This window comes from Methylosinus sp. sav-2 (assembly GCF_004366495.1).
GTDB lineage: Bacteria > Pseudomonadota > Alphaproteobacteria > Rhizobiales > Beijerinckiaceae > Methylosinus.
Map to the genome: position 1 here is coordinate 92,955 of NZ_SOEJ01000009.1, position 16,213 is coordinate 109,167.

The following is a 16,213-nucleotide window of genomic DNA, read 5'->3' on the forward strand; positions in this document are numbered from 1 at the left end:
AATGCCCAAAACCGTCCTCATCGTAGAGGATAACGAGCTCAACATGAAGCTCTTCAACGATCTCCTCGAGGCCAATGGGCATTCGACGCTGCAGACCAAGAGCGGCGTCGAGGCGATCGCGCTGGCGCGCAGCCACTCGCCCGACCTCATATTGATGGACATTCAGCTGCCGGAGATCTCGGGTCTCGAGGTCACGCGCTGGCTCAAGGACGACGAGCAGCTGCGCTCCATCCCCATCATCGCGATCACCGCCTTCGCGATGAAGGGGGACGAGGAGAAAATTCGCCAGGGCGGCTGCGAGGCCTATCTCTCGAAGCCGATCTCCGTGGCCCGCTTTCTGGAAACCGTGAACGCATTTTTGGCGGACAGGTGAGAGGCCGAGCGTCATGACCGCACGCATTCTGATCGTCGACGATCTTCTGCCCAATATCAAATTGCTCGAGGCGCGTCTGACGGCCGAATATTTCGACGTCCTCTCGGCGACTAACGGGCCAGAGGCGATCGCGCTCTGCCGCGAGGAACGTTGCGACATCGTGCTGCTGGATGTGATGATGCCGGGCATGGATGGCTTCGAGGTGTGCAGGCGCCTGAAGGCCGACCCCATCACCGCGCATATTCCGGTCGTGATGGTCACGGCGCTCGATCAGCCGGCCGACCGGCTGCGCGGCCTCGAGGCCGGCGCCGACGATTTCCTCACCAAGCCCGTCGACGAGATCGCCCTCATCGCGCGCGTTCGGTCGCTCGCCCGCCTCAAGGTGATGCTCGACGAATTGCGCGCCCGCGCAGACACTTCCGCCAGCCTCGGCCTCGGCGACAAGGGCGCGCGCGCAATGGCCGACGCCGGCAAGAACGGCCGCATTCTCGTGCTCGAGGATCGCGGCGGCTCGGCCGAGCGAATCACCATGGCGCTGCGCGATCAGCATGAGGTGACGATCGTCTCCGATCCGCAGGACGCGCTGTTCCGCGCCGCGGAAGGGAATTTCGACCTCATCGCCGTCAGCCTCGACCTCAAGGGATTCGACGCGCTGCGCTTCTGTAGCCAGATTCGCTCGCTCGAGCGCACGCGCGCGCTGCCCATTCTCGTCATGGCCGATATGGACGATCGCAGCCGCATATTGCGCGGCCTCGATCTCGGCGTGAACGACTACATCGTGCGGCCGGTCGATCGCAACGAGCTGGTCGCCCGCGTGCGCAGCCAGCTGCGCCGCAAGCGCTACGCCGATAGCCTGCGTTCCGATCTGCAGGCCGCCATTGAGCTCGCCGCCGTCGATTCGCTGACCGGCCTCAACAACAGGCGCTATCTCGAGACGCATCTCGCCGCTCTGCTCGATCAGTCCGCGCACAAAGGCCGCGCGCTGACGCTGATGATGCTCGACATCGACCATTTCAAAGCGGTCAACGACACCCATGGCCATGACGCCGGCGACGAGGTGCTGAAGCATTTCGCGCAGCGCATGCGTCGCGTGGTGCGCAGCGCCGATCTCATCTGCCGGCTCGGCGGCGAGGAATTCGTCATCGTGATGCCGGACACGCCGCTGGTCGTCGCCGCCAAAGTGGCGGAGCGCGTGCGCGCCGCCATACAGTCCGAGCCCTTCTGCATCGATCGCAACGGCGGCGCCATTCCCGTCACCACCTCGATCGGCATCGCCGAGCGCGGCAAGGACGCCAACGCCGAGGCGCTGCTGCGGCGCGCCGACAAGGCGCTCTATGAGTCGAAGAGCGGCGGCCGCAATCGCGTCACCGCCGCCGCGGCCTGACTTCCCGCTCCCCCGCCAAAAAAAGACCCGCCCGAGACCATCGTCATCGGGCGGGGTTGAAAGTTGGGAGCCCCACTCGGAGGAGAGCTTCCGAGTGAAGAGGAGAGGCGCGCGCCATTCTAGAGGCGCTGCGCCGATGGGATCGCCTGATGAGCCAGCGAGCCCACGCGTTCGAGACGCGCGATCGCTCAGCGAGACACAGGCGGAAATTCATCGATTGAAGGACGGGTAAGAGCCGATCGCTCTCTAAACCCGCTTTCAGGCGTCGCGATCGGCGGCGAGAAGCGCTTCGATCGTCAGACGCGGCCTGTTCCCGGCTCGGGGACGGCGAAATGCGCCCCCCGATGTCACAATGGGATCAGGCGAGGGCGGCGGGTGGAGCGCGTGGCGAGAGGGGCCGCAATTCCGGCGGCGCAGCGGCGGCCACGGCCGTCCGATCGTCGAAGATCGGGGGAGAGGCCGCGGGGAAGTCGAAAGCGAGGACGATGACCACCGCATCGGAGCCATCGACCTCGGCCGCCGAGCTGCAATGGAGCATGCAGCAAGGGCCGACATGCTTCTCGACAGGCGCGGTGTCGGAGGAGGGAGAACCCGGCTGAGCGGTGACGCAGACGACGCCGAAAGCGCCGTCCTGGGCCATGGCCCCGGTGGCGAAGCCGACCGCCACGATCTGCAGCAGAAGGACAGCAGCCGCCAGCATGCCGACGACGGCTCTCTCCATTCTGAAGATCTTGCGAGTCTCGACTTGCACGGGCCGCCTTCTCCGAGCTGCGAGCCTCAACGCTAGGGGAGCGGCGGCGAAGGGTCAAGGCGCCCGCCGAGGCTCTCCTGCGGCAAGTTGTCGCGTGGAAAAGCAAAATCTCAGCGATAGCCTTCCTCGGCCAGCACCTGCCGCACAGTGGGACGCGTCTTCATCAGCTCGTAATGCGCGCGGCAATTGACCGGCAGCTCCATGCCGATCTTGTCGGCCCAGAACTCCACATAGAACAGGCCGGCGTCGGCGATAGAGAAGGCGCCCGCCGCATAGCTCTTGCCGTCGAGCTCGCCGCTCACTTTCGCGAGCGCCTCGGCGACGATCTCACGACCCTGCGCCTTCACCGCCTCAATATCGCCGGCGACGGCGTAGCGCTCCGGCGTGAACACGCGGCGGAAGCCCTCGCCGTGAATGTAGCGCGTCGCGAAATTCAGCACTTCCATCGCCCGCTCCTTGCCGGCGAGATCCTCGGGCAGCAGCTTGCGGCGCGGATAGGTCTCGGCGAGCCATGTCGCGATCGAGACAAAATCGCAGAGCGCCGTGCCGTCGTCGCGCACCAGCGTCGGAATCGTGCCATGCGGATTAATGGCGAGATATTCGGGCTTGAGATGATCGCCCCGCGGCAGATTGAGGATATAAGCCTCGAAGACGAGGCCGATCTCCTCGAGCAGAATGTGAATTCCGGTCGAGCAGGACCCCGGCGTCATATAGAATTTCATTGCGCGCCTCCGGCTCGCGAGAAGCAAGTTGCGCGCCGAAGGACCCTCATCCGTCGCGCCTTCGCGCGACACCTTCTCCCACGAGTGGGAGAAGGAGACCGCCCCTTTTTGAAAGACGACAGGAATTTAAAGACGCGGCGCGTCCTTCTCCCGCTTGCGGGAGAAGGCAGCCTCGCGAAGCGAGGTCGGATGAGGGCGCATGCCGCGCCCCCATCTCACGCCGCCTTTTCGGCCCCGAAGCTCCGCCGTCCGATCGGCCGTCCATCCAGCGTCAGCCCCTGGCTGTCGGTGGAGACCCACACGGTGGAGCCGTCGACGATCTCGCCGCCGAGCAGCGCCTCGGCGAGCGGGTCCTGCAGCTCCTTCTGGATCACGCGCTTCAGCGGACGCGCGCCATAGGCGGGGTCGTAGCCCTTGGCGGCGAGCAGCGCCCGCGCCTTCTCGTCGAGCTTCAGCGTGATCTTGCGATCGTCCAGCAGCTTTTGCAGCCGCAGGATCTGAATATCGACGATCGCGCCTATATCCTCGCGCCGCAGGCGGTGGAACAGGACGATCTCATCGACGCGGTTCAAGAACTCTGGCCTAAAATGCGCGCGCACCACCTGCATCACCTCGGCATGCACGGCGGAGGAATCCTCGCCCTCCTGCTGCATCACCAGGAATTCGGAGCCGAGATTCGACGTCATGATGATGAGCGTGTTCTTGAAATCGACGGTGCGGCCTTGGCCGTCGGTGAGACGGCCATCGTCCAGCACCTGCAGCAGGACGTTGAACACATCCGGATGCGCCTTCTCGATCTCGTCGAACAGCACGACCTGATAGGGCCGACGCCGCACCGCCTCGGTGAGCGCCCCGCCCTCCTCATAGCCGACATAGCCGGGAGGCGCGCCGATGAGGCGCGCGACCGAATGCTTCTCCATATATTCCGACATGTCGAGACGCACCAAAGCGGTCTCGTCGTCGAAGAGAAAATTGGCGAGCGCCTTGGTCAGCTCCGTCTTGCCGACGCCGGTCGGCCCCAAGAAGATGAAGGAGCCGATCGGACGGTTGGGGTCCTGCAGTCCGGCGCGGGCGCGGCGCACGGCGGTGGAGACGGCGGCGACCGCCTCCCTCTGCCCGACGACGCGGCGCGCCAGCTCGTCTTCCATATGCAGCAGCTTCTCGCGCTCGCCCTCGAGCATCTTATCGACCGGAATTCCAGTCCAGCGCGAGACGACCTGCGCGACATGCTCGGGCGTCACCTCCTCCTCGAGCATTTTCTGCGCGCCTTCCTTCTCGCTCGAGGCGAGCTTGCGCTCGAGATCGGGGATCAGGCCATAGGCGAGCTCGCCGGCGCGCTGAAACTCGCCGCGGCGCTGCGCCTGCGCCAGCTCGTTGCGGGCGTTCTCGAGCTGCTCCTTCAATTTCTGGGCGACGCCGAGCTTGTCCTTCTCGGACTTCCAGCGCTGCGTGAGCGCCGATGATTTCTCTGTCAGCTCGGCGAGCTCGGTCTCCAATTTGGTGAGACGATCTTTCGAGGCCGGATCGGTCTCCTTGCGCAGAGCCTCCTGCTCTATGCGCAGCTGAATGATGCGCCGGTCGAGCTCGTCCAATTCCTCGGGCTTGGAGTCGATCTGCATGCGCAGGCGCGAGCCCGCCTCATCGACGAGATCGATCGCCTTGTCCGGCAGAAAACGATCGGAGATGTAACGATTGGAGAGCGTCGCCGCCGCCACGATCGCAGCGTCGGTGATACGCACGCCATGGTGCATCTCGTATTTTTCTTTCAGCCCGCGCAGAATGGAGATGGTGTCCTCCACGGTCGGCTCGTCGACGAACACCGGCTGGAAGCGCCGCGCCAGCGCCGCGTCTTTCTCCACATGCTTGCGATATTCGTCGAGCGTGGTCGCGCCGACGCAATGCAGCTCGCCGCGCGCCAATGCGGGCTTCAGCAGATTGGAGGCGTCCATCGCGCCATCCGCCTTGCCGGCGCCGACCAGCGTGTGCATCTCGTCGATGAACAATATGATCCCGCCCTGCGCGGCGGTGATCTCGTTCAGCACGGCTTTCAAGCGCTCCTCGAACTCGCCGCGATATTTCGCGCCGGCGATCAGCGAGCCCATGTCGAGCGCGAGCAGCTTCTTGTCCTGCAGCGATTCGGGCACGTCGCCATTGACGATGCGCAGCGCCAGCCCCTCGATGATCGCCGTCTTGCCGACGCCGGGCTCGCCGATCAGCACGGGATTATTCTTGGTGCGGCGCGACAGCACCTGAATCGTGCGGCGAATTTCTTCGTCACGGCCGATCACCGGATCGAGCTTGCCTTCCCGCGCGGCCTCGGTGAGATCGCGCGCATATTTCTTCAGCGAATCATAAGCGCTCTCGGCCGAGGCGGAATCGGCGGTGCGGCCCTTGCGCAAATCTTCGATCGCCGAATTGAGCGTCTGCGGCGTCACGCCGGCCTCGCTCAAAATGCGCGCTGCGTCGGTTCCCTTCTCGAGCGCGATGGCGAGCAGCAATCGCTCGACGGTGACGTAGGAATCGCTGGCCTTTTGCGCGAGCTTCTCCGCATTGTCGAAGAGCCGCGCGATGGCCTGATTGAGCGAGGGCTGTCCGGCGCCGCCGCCGGAGACTTTCGGCAGCTTGGCGAGCGCGGCTTCCGTCTTGGCGAGCGCCTCTCGCGAGCGACCGCCCGCGCGATCGATGAGTCCGGCGGACAGGCCCTGCTCATCGTCGAGCAGCACTTTCAAAACATGCTCGGGCGTGAGCTGCGGATTGCCCTCACGCGTGGCGAGCGACAGCGCGGCCTGCACGAAGCCCTGCGCGCGCGTCGTGTATTTGTCGAAATTCATGGAAACCCTCCGGTCTCGAGACGCCACGCAAAGCGGCGCGCCTCGTCCCTATATGGCGTGAAAACGGCCCCTTGCGGCGACCTTCACGGCCGATATGGGAAAGACCCTCGCGCTCGAAAAGAGGGTGCGACGACTGGAGCGCGAGGATTCCCGCTCGAACAGCGAGGGCGAAGCGGCGTTTTTGCGCTCACGCGATCGTTGCCGACCCGAAAGGGGGGACTCGCGGGACGGCGACGGCGCGGCTATGCTCGCATCTATGCCTTACTTGGAAATTGCCGTCGTCATCGCCTTGACCATGGTCAATGGCGCGCTCGCGATGGCGGAGCTCGCCGTCGTATCGGCGCGCCCTGCGCGCCTCAGAGCGTCGGCGGAGCGCGGGGTTCCCGGCGCGCGCGCCGCCCTCGACCTGGCTTCCGATCCTGGAAAATTTCTCTCCGCCGTTCAAATCGGCATCACGCTGATCGGCGTGCTGTCCGGCGCCTTCTCCGGCGCGACTCTCGGCGCGCGGCTCTCCGAATGGATCGCGTCACAAGGCCTGTCTCCGGCCATGTCGGAGACGCTCGGCGTCGGTGTCGTCGTCGCGGCGATCACCTATGTGTCGCTGATCGTCGGGGAGCTCGTGCCCAAGCAGATCGCCCTGCGCGACCCCGAACGGATCGCCGCAGCCGTCGCTCCGGTCATGAGCGTGCTGGCTCGGCTCGCCGCGCCGCTCGTCTTCCTTCTCGATCTCTCTGGACGCGCGCTTCTGCGCGCGCTCGGCCATGGCGCGGCGGGCGCGCATCTCGTTTCGGACGAGGAGATCAGGGCGCTCGTCGCCGAGGCCGAGACGGCCGGCGTTCTGGAGCCGGGCGAGCGCGCGATGATCGCCGGCGTCATGCGTCTCGGCGATCGTCCGGTTCGCGGCGTGATGACGCCGCGCGGCGAGGTCGACATGATCGATCTCGACGATTCGCCGGAGACGATCCGTGCGGCGATCATCGCCAGCGTCCATTCACGGTTGCCAGCCTATCGCGGCAAGACCGAGAACATGCTCGGCGTCCTGCAGGCGAAGGACCTGCTCGACTCCTATCTGCGTGGCGAGAGCCCGCAGCCGAGCGATTTCGTGCGCCAGGCGCCGATCGTCCCGACCTCCGCTGACGCGCTGGACGTGGTCGAGATGATCAAGCGCGCCTCCGTCCATGTCGCTCTGATCTTCGACGAATATGGCCACTTCCAGGGGATCGTGACCGACGCCGACATTCTCGAGGCGATCGCCGGCGGATTCGGGACGGCGGACGGCCCGCCCGAGCCTCACGCCGTGCAGCGCGACGACGGCTCATGGCTCATCTCGGGCGGCATGCCCGCCGATGAAATGCTGGAGCTTCTCTCTATGCCTGCGTCCGAGGACAGGAGCTATCAGACGGCCGCCGGCTTCGTTCTGGCGCATGCCGGCCATCTGCCGGAGATCGGCGAGAGCTTCGACGCGCATGGCTGGCGCTTCGAAGTTCTCGATAAGGACGGCCGGCGGATCGACAAAATTCTCGCCCAGCGAGCGCTGCGCGGGCAAAGACGCGCGGCGCTCTGACGGAGCGCCGCGGCGTTTCGATCAATCGGCGAGCGGCAGCTCGCCCGTCCGCGGCGTCTCGTCGGCGACATTGCCATTCGCCTCCTCGCCCTGCGCGCGAGTGCGGCGGCGGCGGCGCTGGTTCAGATGAAAGCCGGCGGCGGCTTCCTCATGCTCGCGAACGACAGCGCGCTCGGAACGTGCGAAAGCCTCGCCCTCCTCCGGGCCGGCGGCGCGAATCGGCGCTGTGATGAAGGACGGCAGAGCGGCGGCGGGCGCCTCCTCCTGCGCGGCGGGCTGCACGCGCGGCGGGAAACGACGCTCGCGATTGCGCTCGAAATTCGGGCGATGCGGACGCTCGCCGCCGCCTTCGGCGCTCTGCTCGCCGCCATTGTTGCGGTCGCGACGATCGCGGAAGCCGCCACGATCTTGTCCCCCGCGATCTTGTCCCCCGCGATCTTGGCGCGGCTGGCGCTCGTAGCGCGGCTGCTCATTGCTGGGTCGCTCGCCGATCGGGCGCTCCTCATAGGGCTGCGGTTGCGGCTGCGGCGCGAATTGCGGCTGTGGCGTCGGCTGCGCATAAGGCGCGGACGCATAGGGCTGCTGCGGCGGCGGCTGATAGCCGGCGGTCTGCGGCAGGCGCTCGGACAGCGGCGCGAAACGATCCGAGATGCCGCTGAAATCGTCATCGTCGTCGACATCGGCGTCCGACGCCTCGAAGGGACGGCCGCCATAGCCGCCCTGCGCCTGCTGTTGCGCGGATTGAGCTGCGGCGATCAGGCGGAAATAATGCTCGGCGTGCTGGAGCAGGCTCTCGGCCATGATGGTGTCGCCGGAGGATTGCGCGTCTCGGGCGAGCTGAAGATATTTCTCGGCGACATGCTGAGCAGTCCCGCGGATTTTGACGTCGGGACCGTTCGACTCGTAGGAACGCGTGAGGGGATTGGGTCCTTTACGGCCGCCATTACGGCCGCGGATGCGTTTATTCTGTCCTGGTCTCATCGAATATCCCCAAGAAGGTCCTTACGCTTTGCCGGCTCGGCGTGTCGTGCTTCGGCAGAACGCGCCGAAAGGGACGAACGCTCGAAACTGCGTCAGAGGCGGAAGCCGGGCGCGGCCATTGCCGCAAGAGCCCGATCCAACGGAACGGCTCCGCTCGACCTCGAGCGGCGCATCTGTCCGTTCTGTCGCTTGCGCGATCCCGGCATGGATCGCGCGGCCGGCGCGGCGTTCTGGTGGAACGGCCTGCGCCGAATTCTCAATTTTACTCGAGCGCGCTTCACCCGAGCGCCTCGCTCCGAGCCGATCCCGCATCACGCGTCCTCGAGAGGCGGCGTCGAAGCGTTCGGCTCGCGGCGAGCGAGTTGCGTGTCTCACGCCGTCTTCGCGGTCATAGCCAGATCACGAAACCGTCGCTCACGCTCGATTGCTCGAACACATTAGTGTCGCGCCGAACACCCGACCATGCAGTCTTCTCGCATCGTCTCGTCTGGTTCGAACGGCGGCGCCGGACTCCGGCCTCTGCGGCGCGGGATGCGCGCCATCGGCTAAATTTCGGGGACCGGCCGTATTCCCCCTCATCCGCGCTCGGCGTCGCTCACGACGTTCAGCGTCTTTTCGCGAGCGACTATAGTCCACCGGGGAAGCCTCGCCAAGGGCGCGAACGTTCCGTCGCTCACATAAATAGGGGGTGTAGCCAATTTGTCACGACTTGCGGATGCGTCAGCTGCGGCGGCGCGCCGCGACGGCGCGCTCGCGTCCGCCCGCGTCCTTGCGAATTCCGGCCGGCTCGAGGCCTTTCTCCGCCATCAGCGCGGCGACGCTGCGCGCCTGCCCGTCTCCCGCCTCGAGCACTGCGACGCCCTGCGCCGCCAGCAGACGCGGCAGATCGTCGATGATCTCGCGATAGCAGGCGAGGCCATCGGCGCCGCCGTCGAGCGCGAGGCGCGGATCATAAAGACGCACCTCCGGCTCGAGCGCTTCCAATTCGCCGCTTTCTATATAGGGCGGGTTGGAGACGATGAGATCAAAACGCGCGCCGAGCGCATCGGCCCAGCGGCCGCGCAGCAATGAGGCGCGATTCGCAAAGCCGCAGCGCGAGAGATTGAGCGCGGCGGCTTCGCAAGCCTCCGTGGAAAGATCGACGCCAATCGCCCGCGCTGAGGGAAATTCGGCGAGCAAAGCGCAGAGAATCGCGCCCGAGCCGACGCCGAGCTCGAGAATCAGCAATGGCTCGTGGCGCCGCTCGCGCATAAGCTCGAGCGAAAGCTCGATCAGCGTTTCGGTGTCCGGACGCGGATCGAGCACATGCGGCGAGACGACGAGATCCTGCGTCCAAAAGCCGCGCATGCCGAGAATGCGCGAAACGGGCTCGCGCGCCGCGCGGCGCCGCGCATGATCGCGCAAGGTCGCGAGCGCCGCTTCCCCCAGCTTCGCCATGGGCTCGAGCAGCAGTTCCGCCGCGCCGAAGCTGCCGGCGGCGAACAGCAGCGCGCGCGCATCGCGTCGCGCATCCTCGATTCCGCTGCGCTCGAGAAAGGCCGCGACCTCCTCGAGCGCTGCGGCGCGGCTCGCATCCTCGAGCGCGGGAGCGATCATGCGGCCGCGTCAGCCTTTAGCGAGCAGAGCGGCGACGCGCTTGGCGAAGGCGGCGGCGTCGATCGGCGCCTCGCCATCGGCGATGCGCGCCGTATCGAGCAGCAGCCAGAGGCCATCCTCCGCGCCGGCGCGATCGGCCTTGGCCTTTTGCGCGAGCGCCAGCACCGCCTCATGGCTGGGATTGATCTCGAGCACCGGCTTGCCGAAGGCGCCCTTATTGCCGCTCTCCTGCAGCATGCGCGCGAGCTGCAGATCGAAGCCGTGATCGTTGGCGATGAGACAGGCGGGGCTTTCGCGCAGCCGCGTCGAGACGCGCACATCGTCGATATGCTCGGCCAGGGTCTCCTTCAGCACGGCGGTGAGCAGCGCGACATCGGCGCTCGCCTTGGCGGGCGGCGTCTCGGAGCCTTCCGGCGCCGGCACGGCGTCTATGTCGGCGGCGCCCTGCGTCACCGATTTGAACGGCTTGCCGTCATAGCCGACGGCGCTCGTCACCCAGAAGGCGTCGACCGGATCGTCCAGCAGCAGAACGTCTATGCCCTTGGCGCGATAGCCCTCGAGCTGCGGGCTGGAGGCGAGCCGCTTTTTGTCGTCGCCGGTGATGTAATAGATCGCCGTCTGATTGGGCCGTAGATTTTCGACATAATCCTTCAGGCTGCGCCCGCCATCCTGATGCTGCGACGTCGAAAATCGCGCAATGGCGAAAATCTCGTCGCGGCGCACCGGGTCGTCGTGCAGGCCCTCCTTGATGACGGCGCCGAAATTCTTCCACACGGCGGCGAATTTCTCGGCGTCATTCGCCGCGAGATCGGAAAGCTCCTTGAGCACGCGCGTGCCGATCGCCTTGCGGATGGCGCCGATGATCGGATTGTTCTGCACCATCTCGCGCGAGACGTTGAGCGGCAGATCGGCGCTGTCGACGACGATGCGCATGAAGCGCAGCCAGGACGGCAGAATATCGGCCTCGCGCGAGATCAGCACGCGCCGCACATAGAGCTTGGAGCGGCTCTTGCGCTGCGGATCGAAGAGATCATAGGGCCGCGAGCCGGGCGCGAAGGCGAGCACCGTATATTCGGTGCGTCCTTCCGCGCGCCAATGAATGGTGAGCGCCGGCTCGTCGAACTGGCCGGAAATCTGCTGATAGAAATCCTTATAGTCCTGCTCGCCGATTTCCGATTTCGGCCGCGTCCACAGCGCAACGCCGTCGGTGAGGCGGCGCGGCTCCTTGCCCTTCTCCTCGACGAGATCGATCGGTATGGCGATGGCGCCCGAATGCTCGCGCAAAATTTGCTCGATGCGATAGGGCTCGAGGAACTCGTCCGATTCCGCATTGAGATGCAGCGTGACGCGCGTGCCGACGGCGGGCGCGTCCTCCGCGGCCAGCGGCGCGATCTGGAACGAGCCCTTGCCTTCCGACGTCCACAAAAATGCTTCCGCAGCGCCCGCGCGGCGCGTCGCCACCTCTATGTGATCGGCGACCATGAAGGCCGAATAGAAGCCGATGCCGAAGCGCCCGATCAGCGAGCCGCCTTTGTCGGCGCCGCCCTTGGCCTCGAGATCATCGAGAAAGGCGCGGGTGCCGGAGCTGGCGATGGTGCCGAGCGCGGCGACGAGATCCTCGCGCGACATGCCGACGCCATTGTCGGCGACGGTCAGCGTGCGCGCCTCCTTATCGAGCGCGATGGTGACGAGCGGCGCGCCGGCCTGCGCCGCCAGCCCCTCGTTCGCCACCGCCTCGAAGCGCAGCTTCTCGATCGCATCGGCCGAATTGGACACGAGCTCGCGCAAGAAAATGTCGCGCTCCGAATAGACGGAATGCGTCATGAGCTCCAGGAGCCGCGCGACATCGGCCTGGAAGCCGTAATCGCTGCGCTCGGCTGCGTCGATCGTCTGTGTTTCGGCGTGGTCGGTCACGGGCTCGTCTCCGCTTTTTCTGTCGGCTCCGCCGCGCGCGTCGCTTTCCGCAAATGGAAGCATGGCCGACGGCGCGCTGGCTCTGGCCGGGATATAGAGATCGTCATTGATCGGCAATGGCGTCCGTCGAGCCGCCTCGAGCGAAACGCGAGAGTGATATCGGGGATCGTCCACGAAGTTGCAAGACGGCCGCCATGGGTCGCGCGACTCGATCGCGCGAGACTCGATCGCGCGAGACTTGCGAGAGCGTGGAAAGAAGAGGCGCGTGGTGGAGAAGCCCGAAACAAGACGGGCCGCCCGAGCGTCGCCCGGCCGGCCCGTCCATCGCCACGAACTCATGTGCTCGAAAAGCGCCCTTCCGGGGGGCTGGGGGGCTGACGAAATCCGGAAAAACGGCTTCCCGAGCGTGTCGAGGCAATGGGCTAGATATTGGTCGGCTCCTTTGGCGGACAAGGGGCTCGATATTGGCGAAAATGTGAAATCTCGGCCAGGCGCGCGAGGCCCATCGTCGTCTCATTGTCATCTTTGTCTTGCCCTCGCGCATTTGCCGCGCGATCATGCCCAAGAAATGAGGAAAGCGGCATGAGCGAGACGGAGACGACCGATCCCAGCCGGCGGCGCGGCCTGCTCTCTGTCGTGGCAGGCCGCGCGACGAATGATGCGGACCGGGCCAGGGCCGCGCCCGAGCGCAGCGCTCCGCTCGTGTCCTTCGATCGGCGTGAGCTGCGACTGCTGCTCGATCTCTATGGCGCCAAGGTCGCCGCCGGCGAATGGCGCGATTACGCCATCGATTTCTCGCCCGCCAAGGCGGTGTTCTCGGTCTTTCGCCGCGCCAGCGAGGCGCCGCTCTATCGCATCGAGAAAAATCCCGAGCTGGCGCGCCGTCAGGGCGCCTATTGCGTCGTCGCCGCCGGCGGCCTCGTCATGCGCCGCGGCCATGATCTCTCGCGCGTCGTCGCAGTGCTGCAAAAGAAGCTGGAATTGGTGCGCGACTGAGCGAATTGGCGCGCGCCCGGCAAAAGAAAAGGCCCCGCCGGAGCGGGGCCTTCCTTTATCCCGGATCGGATCGATCGTCCGATCAGTCGTTGCGCTCGCCGAAGAGATAGAGCAGCGACTGGAACATGTTGATGAAGTCGAGATAGAGCGACAGAGCGCCGAAGATACTCTGCTTCTGCACCATCTCCTGGCCATAGCCGGCGTTCTGATAATAGCCGTCCTTGATCGACTGCGTGTCCCAGGCGGTGAGGCCCGCGAAGATGAACACCGACAGGATCGACAAGGCGAACTGCATCGCGCTGCTCTGGAAGAACAGATTTACGAGGCTCGCGAGCACGAGGCCCCACAGGCCCATCACCAGGAAGGAGCCGAAGGCAGAGAGATCGCGCTTCGTCATATAGCCATAGAGGCTGAGGCCGCCGAAGGCCGCCGCGGTGATGAAGAACACCTTGGCGATCGACGCGCCGGTGAAGACGATCATGATCGACGACAATGACAAGCCCATCACCGCCGAGAAGGCGAGAAACAGGTTGCGAGCCGTCGCCGCGGAGACGCGGTCGGCGCGATAGCCCAGGAAGAACACGAAGGCCAGCGGCGCCAGCATCACCACCCATTTCAGCGGGCTGGTGTAGAGCATCTGACCGAAAGGCGTGAGCGCGATCTGCCGCCCGCCTTCCTTGGCCACGGCGAGCATATGCGTGCCGAGCGCGACGACGCCGGTGACGCCGAGACCCAGGACCATATAATTATAGACGCCGAGCATATAGGCGCGCAGGCCCTGGTCGATCTCGGCCGTGCCGGCTCTGGAGACCCCGCCCCGGTAGCCGAAGCTCGTGTTGCGGTCGAAATTGGACATAGCATCCTCTCGAAAAAGGCCGCGCGGCCCGGTCTATCCGGCCAATCGGCGCGGTCCTCGCCGTCGAATATGGCGTGCGGCCCGCGGAAAAACAAGAGTCCGCGGGCGCAATGCGGCAAAGTTCACGCCATGCCGAGCAAAACGCAAGCAAAAGGCGCAGTATAGGACTCGCGACGGGCCGCAATTCTATGCCGGGAGGCGGACAAAAGCCGAGCCCGTTCACGCTCTTGCCGCTCCGTGAGAATGCGCTAACATGCCGCATTGTCGCAGGCGGCGAGCGACCGGGTCGGCCGAACCGGCTCTCGCTTCGTCGTCGGAGCGAAGGCGCCCACGGAACGAGGCCCGCAACACATGATCCATGGGGGAATCATCATGTCCGACAGCGGTCTTGCCCCGTTCTGGCGGTCGATCGATGGGTTTCTGCGTCCTGCGACTCGTTCCGCGCCGCCCGTTCTTCTCGTCCTTCTGCTGACGCTTCTCGGCGCCGCGGCCCCCGCCTCGGCCCATGGCCGGCTCGGCTCCGCGGAGGGGCGGTGCCGGCTGTTCATCGGGCCGGACATTATGAACTTCACCGGCTATCTGCCGGACGCCTCCAAGAATGAGTTCTGCGAGGATATTCCCGCGACCGGCCACACGATCATCGCGCTCGACGCCGAGCAGGACGAGCTGCGCGACATGGCGGTGGAGATCAGAATCGTCAGGGATATCGGCAGCGAGGAGAAAGAGAACGCCGACCTAGACGCTGTGACCGTCGCCTATCGCGGTCCGCGAACCTATCCGACCGGCACGATCAATTTCGAGCACGACTTTCCCGACGCGGGCTATTTCGTCGGCATAGTGACCGTGACCGGCGACCATGGCGAGCGCTGGGTGTCGCGCTTCCCCTTCTCCGTGGGCAAGAGCTTCATGCGCACCCTGCCCCTCTATCTGCTCATGGGCGTCGGCGTCATCGCCATGTTCTTCATCTATCTACGGCACCGGCCGATCCATTCGCTGAAGACGGCCGACGCCGAGCCGGCGGAGTAAGCCCTCCGCAGACCATGCCGAAAAGCGGCCGCCTCATCGCGGAGCGTCTATTCCTGATGAGCGCGTGTCGCTCGCGCCTTTGATCTTATCGGCGAGCAGGGCGATGGTCTTGGAATAGACTTTCGCCTTGTTCCACTCGAGCAGCGCCGGAAAATTCGGATCGCCCTCGTCCCAGCCGGCGCCCGGCTTCCAGCCGTAGCCATGCAGAAAATTGGCGGTGGAGGCGAGCACATCCGCCGTGTTGTGAACGAGATCGCGCTTGCCGTCGCCGTCGAAATCCACCGCGAATTTCAGATAGGACGACGGCATGAACTGCGTCTGGCCGATCTCGCCCGCCCAGGCGCCGCGCATTTGCGCGGGATCGAGATCGCCGCGCTCCACGATGCGCAGCGCGTCCAGCAGCTCGGCGCGGAACTTGTCGGCGCGACGGCAATCATAGGCGAGCGTCGCCAGCGCGCGAATCGTCGAAAAGTCGCCGAGATAAGAGCCGAAATCCGTCTCCAGCCCCCAGATGGCGACAATGACCGGCCCCGGCACGCCATATTTCTGCTCGATGCGCTTGAACAGCGCCGCATGCTTCTGCAGCAGCGCGCGTCCCTTGCTCACGCGGAAGGAATTGGCCATGCGCGCCGAGAATTGCTCGAATGTCTGGCGGAACACTTTCTGCCCGCGATCATGCGAGATCACCGAGCGGTCGTAATAGACGTCGCGGAGCGACGAATCGATCGCCGCCTTGGAAATTCCGGCCGCGGCGGCTTCCTTCTCGAAGCTGCTGAGCCAGGCCTCGAATCCCTCGCCATTGCGTCCGCATTCGGCCGCTTGCGCCTTCGGCGCGCCGAAGCCGATCGCCAGCGCCAAAGCCGCGGCGCCGAGCGCCCTCGTCATCCGTTTGTTCTGAGACATATCGCCGACCCCATCTCTCGGGCGAAGCCCTTTGCGCTCTCGAGGGCGATATCCCCCCAGCGCGAATTTCTGATCGATCGAACGGCCCTGTCCGATCGGAAAGCGCTCTTTGCTCACGAGAGCGCGGCCGCACGATGGCGACGCTTTCGCGAAAAGCCGAAATTGCCGATCCTTGAAACCGGCCTCAGACTAGCTCTCGCCGGTTAGCGGCCGGTTGCCGAAGCATGGCCAATTTTCGTTCTCATATTGTTCTTGCCGCGGCGAAATCGCCCGTCTACTATGGCGGCGTTTGCGTCAGAGCGATATCGGGGTCTCG

General features: G+C 65.4%; 13 protein-coding genes. 5 read left to right on the plus strand and 8 right to left on the minus strand.

Annotated features, from left to right (window positions below; translation table 11 throughout):
* Position 1 precedes the first annotated feature (1 nt).
* Together EDE12_RS15205 and EDE12_RS15210 are read left to right on the plus strand one after the other, a co-directional pair.
* Positions 2-373 (plus strand): response regulator, encoded by a 372-nt coding sequence (locus tag EDE12_RS15205; RefSeq protein ID WP_024880681.1) that lies wholly within the window; start codon positions 2-4, stop codon positions 371-373.
* A gap of 13 nt (positions 374-386) precedes the next feature.
* Positions 387-1,757 carry a PleD family two-component system response regulator gene (locus EDE12_RS15210; RefSeq protein ID WP_026599101.1) on the plus strand — a complete coding sequence of 457 codons (1,371 nt, stop codon included), beginning with the start codon at positions 387-389 and terminating at the stop codon, positions 1,755-1,757.
* Positions 1,758-2,115: 358 nt separating this feature from the next.
* On the opposite strand, the gene EDE12_RS15215 is transcribed toward EDE12_RS15210, so the two are convergent.
* From EDE12_RS15215 to clpB, 3 genes are all read right to left on the minus strand, one after another.
* Positions 2,116-2,478 (minus strand): hypothetical protein, encoded by a 363-nt coding sequence (locus tag EDE12_RS15215; RefSeq protein ID WP_024880683.1) that lies wholly within the window; start codon positions 2,476-2,478, stop codon positions 2,116-2,118.
* Positions 2,479-2,618: 140 nt separating this feature from the next.
* Positions 2,619-3,230 carry a glutathione S-transferase N-terminal domain-containing protein gene (locus EDE12_RS15220; protein WP_024880684.1) on the minus strand — a complete coding sequence of 204 codons (612 nt, stop codon included), beginning with the start codon at positions 3,228-3,230 and terminating at the stop codon, positions 2,619-2,621.
* Positions 3,231-3,445: 215 nt separating this feature from the next.
* Positions 3,446-6,061 carry an ATP-dependent chaperone ClpB gene (gene clpB, locus EDE12_RS15225; protein ID WP_026599102.1) on the minus strand — a complete coding sequence of 872 codons (2,616 nt, stop codon included), beginning with the start codon at positions 6,059-6,061 and terminating at the stop codon, positions 3,446-3,448.
* 256 nt (positions 6,062-6,317) lie between these two features.
* Between clpB and EDE12_RS15230 the strand changes: the two genes are divergently transcribed.
* Positions 6,318-7,625, plus strand: coding sequence for a hemolysin family protein (locus EDE12_RS15230; RefSeq protein ID WP_026599103.1), 1,308 nt, complete (start codon positions 6,318-6,320; stop codon positions 7,623-7,625).
* Between the two features lie 21 nt (positions 7,626-7,646).
* Here the strand turns inward: EDE12_RS15230 and EDE12_RS15235 are convergent, their stop codons facing one another.
* The 3 genes from EDE12_RS15235 to htpG all read right to left on the minus strand — a co-directional run bounded on the left by EDE12_RS15235 (position 7,647) and on the right by htpG (position 12,179).
* Positions 7,647-8,606: a DUF4167 domain-containing protein gene (locus tag EDE12_RS15235; RefSeq protein WP_026599104.1), complete on the minus strand. Its 960-nt coding sequence runs from the start codon at positions 8,604-8,606 to the stop codon at positions 7,647-7,649.
* Between the two features lie 720 nt (positions 8,607-9,326).
* A complete protein-coding gene (prmC, locus tag EDE12_RS15240; RefSeq protein WP_026599105.1) occupies positions 9,327-10,202 on the minus strand; it encodes a peptide chain release factor N(5)-glutamine methyltransferase in 876 nt (291 codons plus the stop codon).
* 9 nt (positions 10,203-10,211) lie between these two features.
* Entirely contained in the window at positions 10,212-12,179 is a 1,968-nt protein-coding gene (htpG, locus tag EDE12_RS15245; RefSeq protein WP_084768638.1) for a molecular chaperone HtpG, read from the minus strand.
* Positions 12,180-12,698: 519 nt separating this feature from the next.
* Between htpG and EDE12_RS15250 the strand changes: the two genes are divergently transcribed.
* The gene (locus EDE12_RS15250) at positions 12,699-13,112 is read left to right on the plus strand and encodes a DUF2794 domain-containing protein (protein ID WP_026599107.1); all 414 of its coding nucleotides are present in this window, start codon (positions 12,699-12,701) and stop codon (positions 13,110-13,112) included.
* An 82-nt stretch (positions 13,113-13,194) separates the two neighbouring features.
* Here the strand turns inward: EDE12_RS15250 and EDE12_RS15255 are convergent, their stop codons facing one another.
* On the minus strand, positions 13,195-13,968 hold the full coding sequence (locus tag EDE12_RS15255) for a Bax inhibitor-1/YccA family protein (protein WP_024880689.1): 774 nt from the start codon (positions 13,966-13,968) through the stop codon (positions 13,195-13,197).
* A gap of 351 nt (positions 13,969-14,319) precedes the next feature.
* Between EDE12_RS15255 and EDE12_RS15260 the strand changes: the two genes are divergently transcribed.
* On the plus strand, positions 14,320-14,994 hold the full coding sequence (locus EDE12_RS15260; protein WP_245511936.1) for a hypothetical protein: 675 nt from the start codon (positions 14,320-14,322) through the stop codon (positions 14,992-14,994).
* A 33-nt stretch (positions 14,995-15,027) separates the two neighbouring features.
* On the opposite strand, the gene EDE12_RS15265 is transcribed toward EDE12_RS15260, so the two are convergent.
* Positions 15,028-15,897, minus strand: coding sequence for a lytic murein transglycosylase (locus EDE12_RS15265; RefSeq protein ID WP_083967449.1), 870 nt, complete (start codon positions 15,895-15,897; stop codon positions 15,028-15,030).
* Positions 15,898-16,213 lie beyond the last annotated feature (316 nt).

Coding starts and splice junctions, on each gene's coding strand:
- EDE12_RS15255 (WP_024880689.1), bottom strand. CDS start 13,968: ATGTCCAATTTCGACCGCAACACGAGCTTCGGCTACCGGGGCGGGGTC.
- EDE12_RS15215 (WP_024880683.1), bottom strand. CDS start 2,478: ATGGAGAGAGCCGTCGTCGGCATGCTGGCGGCTGCTGTCCTTCTGCTG.
- htpG (WP_084768638.1), bottom strand. CDS start 12,179: ATGCTTCCATTTGCGGAAAGCGACGCGCGCGGCGGAGCCGACAGAAAA.
- EDE12_RS15210 (WP_026599101.1), top strand. CDS start 387: ATGACCGCACGCATTCTGATCGTCGACGATCTTCTGCCCAATATCAAA.
- EDE12_RS15235 (WP_026599104.1), bottom strand. CDS start 8,606: ATGAGACCAGGACAGAATAAACGCATCCGCGGCCGTAATGGCGGCCGT.
- prmC (WP_026599105.1), bottom strand. CDS start 10,202: ATGATCGCTCCCGCGCTCGAGGATGCGAGCCGCGCCGCAGCGCTCGAG.
- EDE12_RS15265 (WP_083967449.1), bottom strand. CDS start 15,897: ATGTCTCAGAACAAACGGATGACGAGGGCGCTCGGCGCCGCGGCTTTG.
- EDE12_RS15205 (WP_024880681.1), top strand. CDS start 2: ATGCCCAAAACCGTCCTCATCGTAGAGGATAACGAGCTCAACATGAAG.
- clpB (WP_026599102.1), bottom strand. CDS start 6,061: ATGAATTTCGACAAATACACGACGCGCGCGCAGGGCTTCGTGCAGGCC.
- EDE12_RS15220 (WP_024880684.1), bottom strand. CDS start 3,230: ATGAAATTCTATATGACGCCGGGGTCCTGCTCGACCGGAATTCACATT.
- EDE12_RS15230 (WP_026599103.1), top strand. CDS start 6,318: ATGCCTTACTTGGAAATTGCCGTCGTCATCGCCTTGACCATGGTCAAT.
- EDE12_RS15250 (WP_026599107.1), top strand. CDS start 12,699: ATGAGCGAGACGGAGACGACCGATCCCAGCCGGCGGCGCGGCCTGCTC.
- EDE12_RS15260 (WP_245511936.1), top strand. CDS start 14,320: ATGATCCATGGGGGAATCATCATGTCCGACAGCGGTCTTGCCCCGTTC.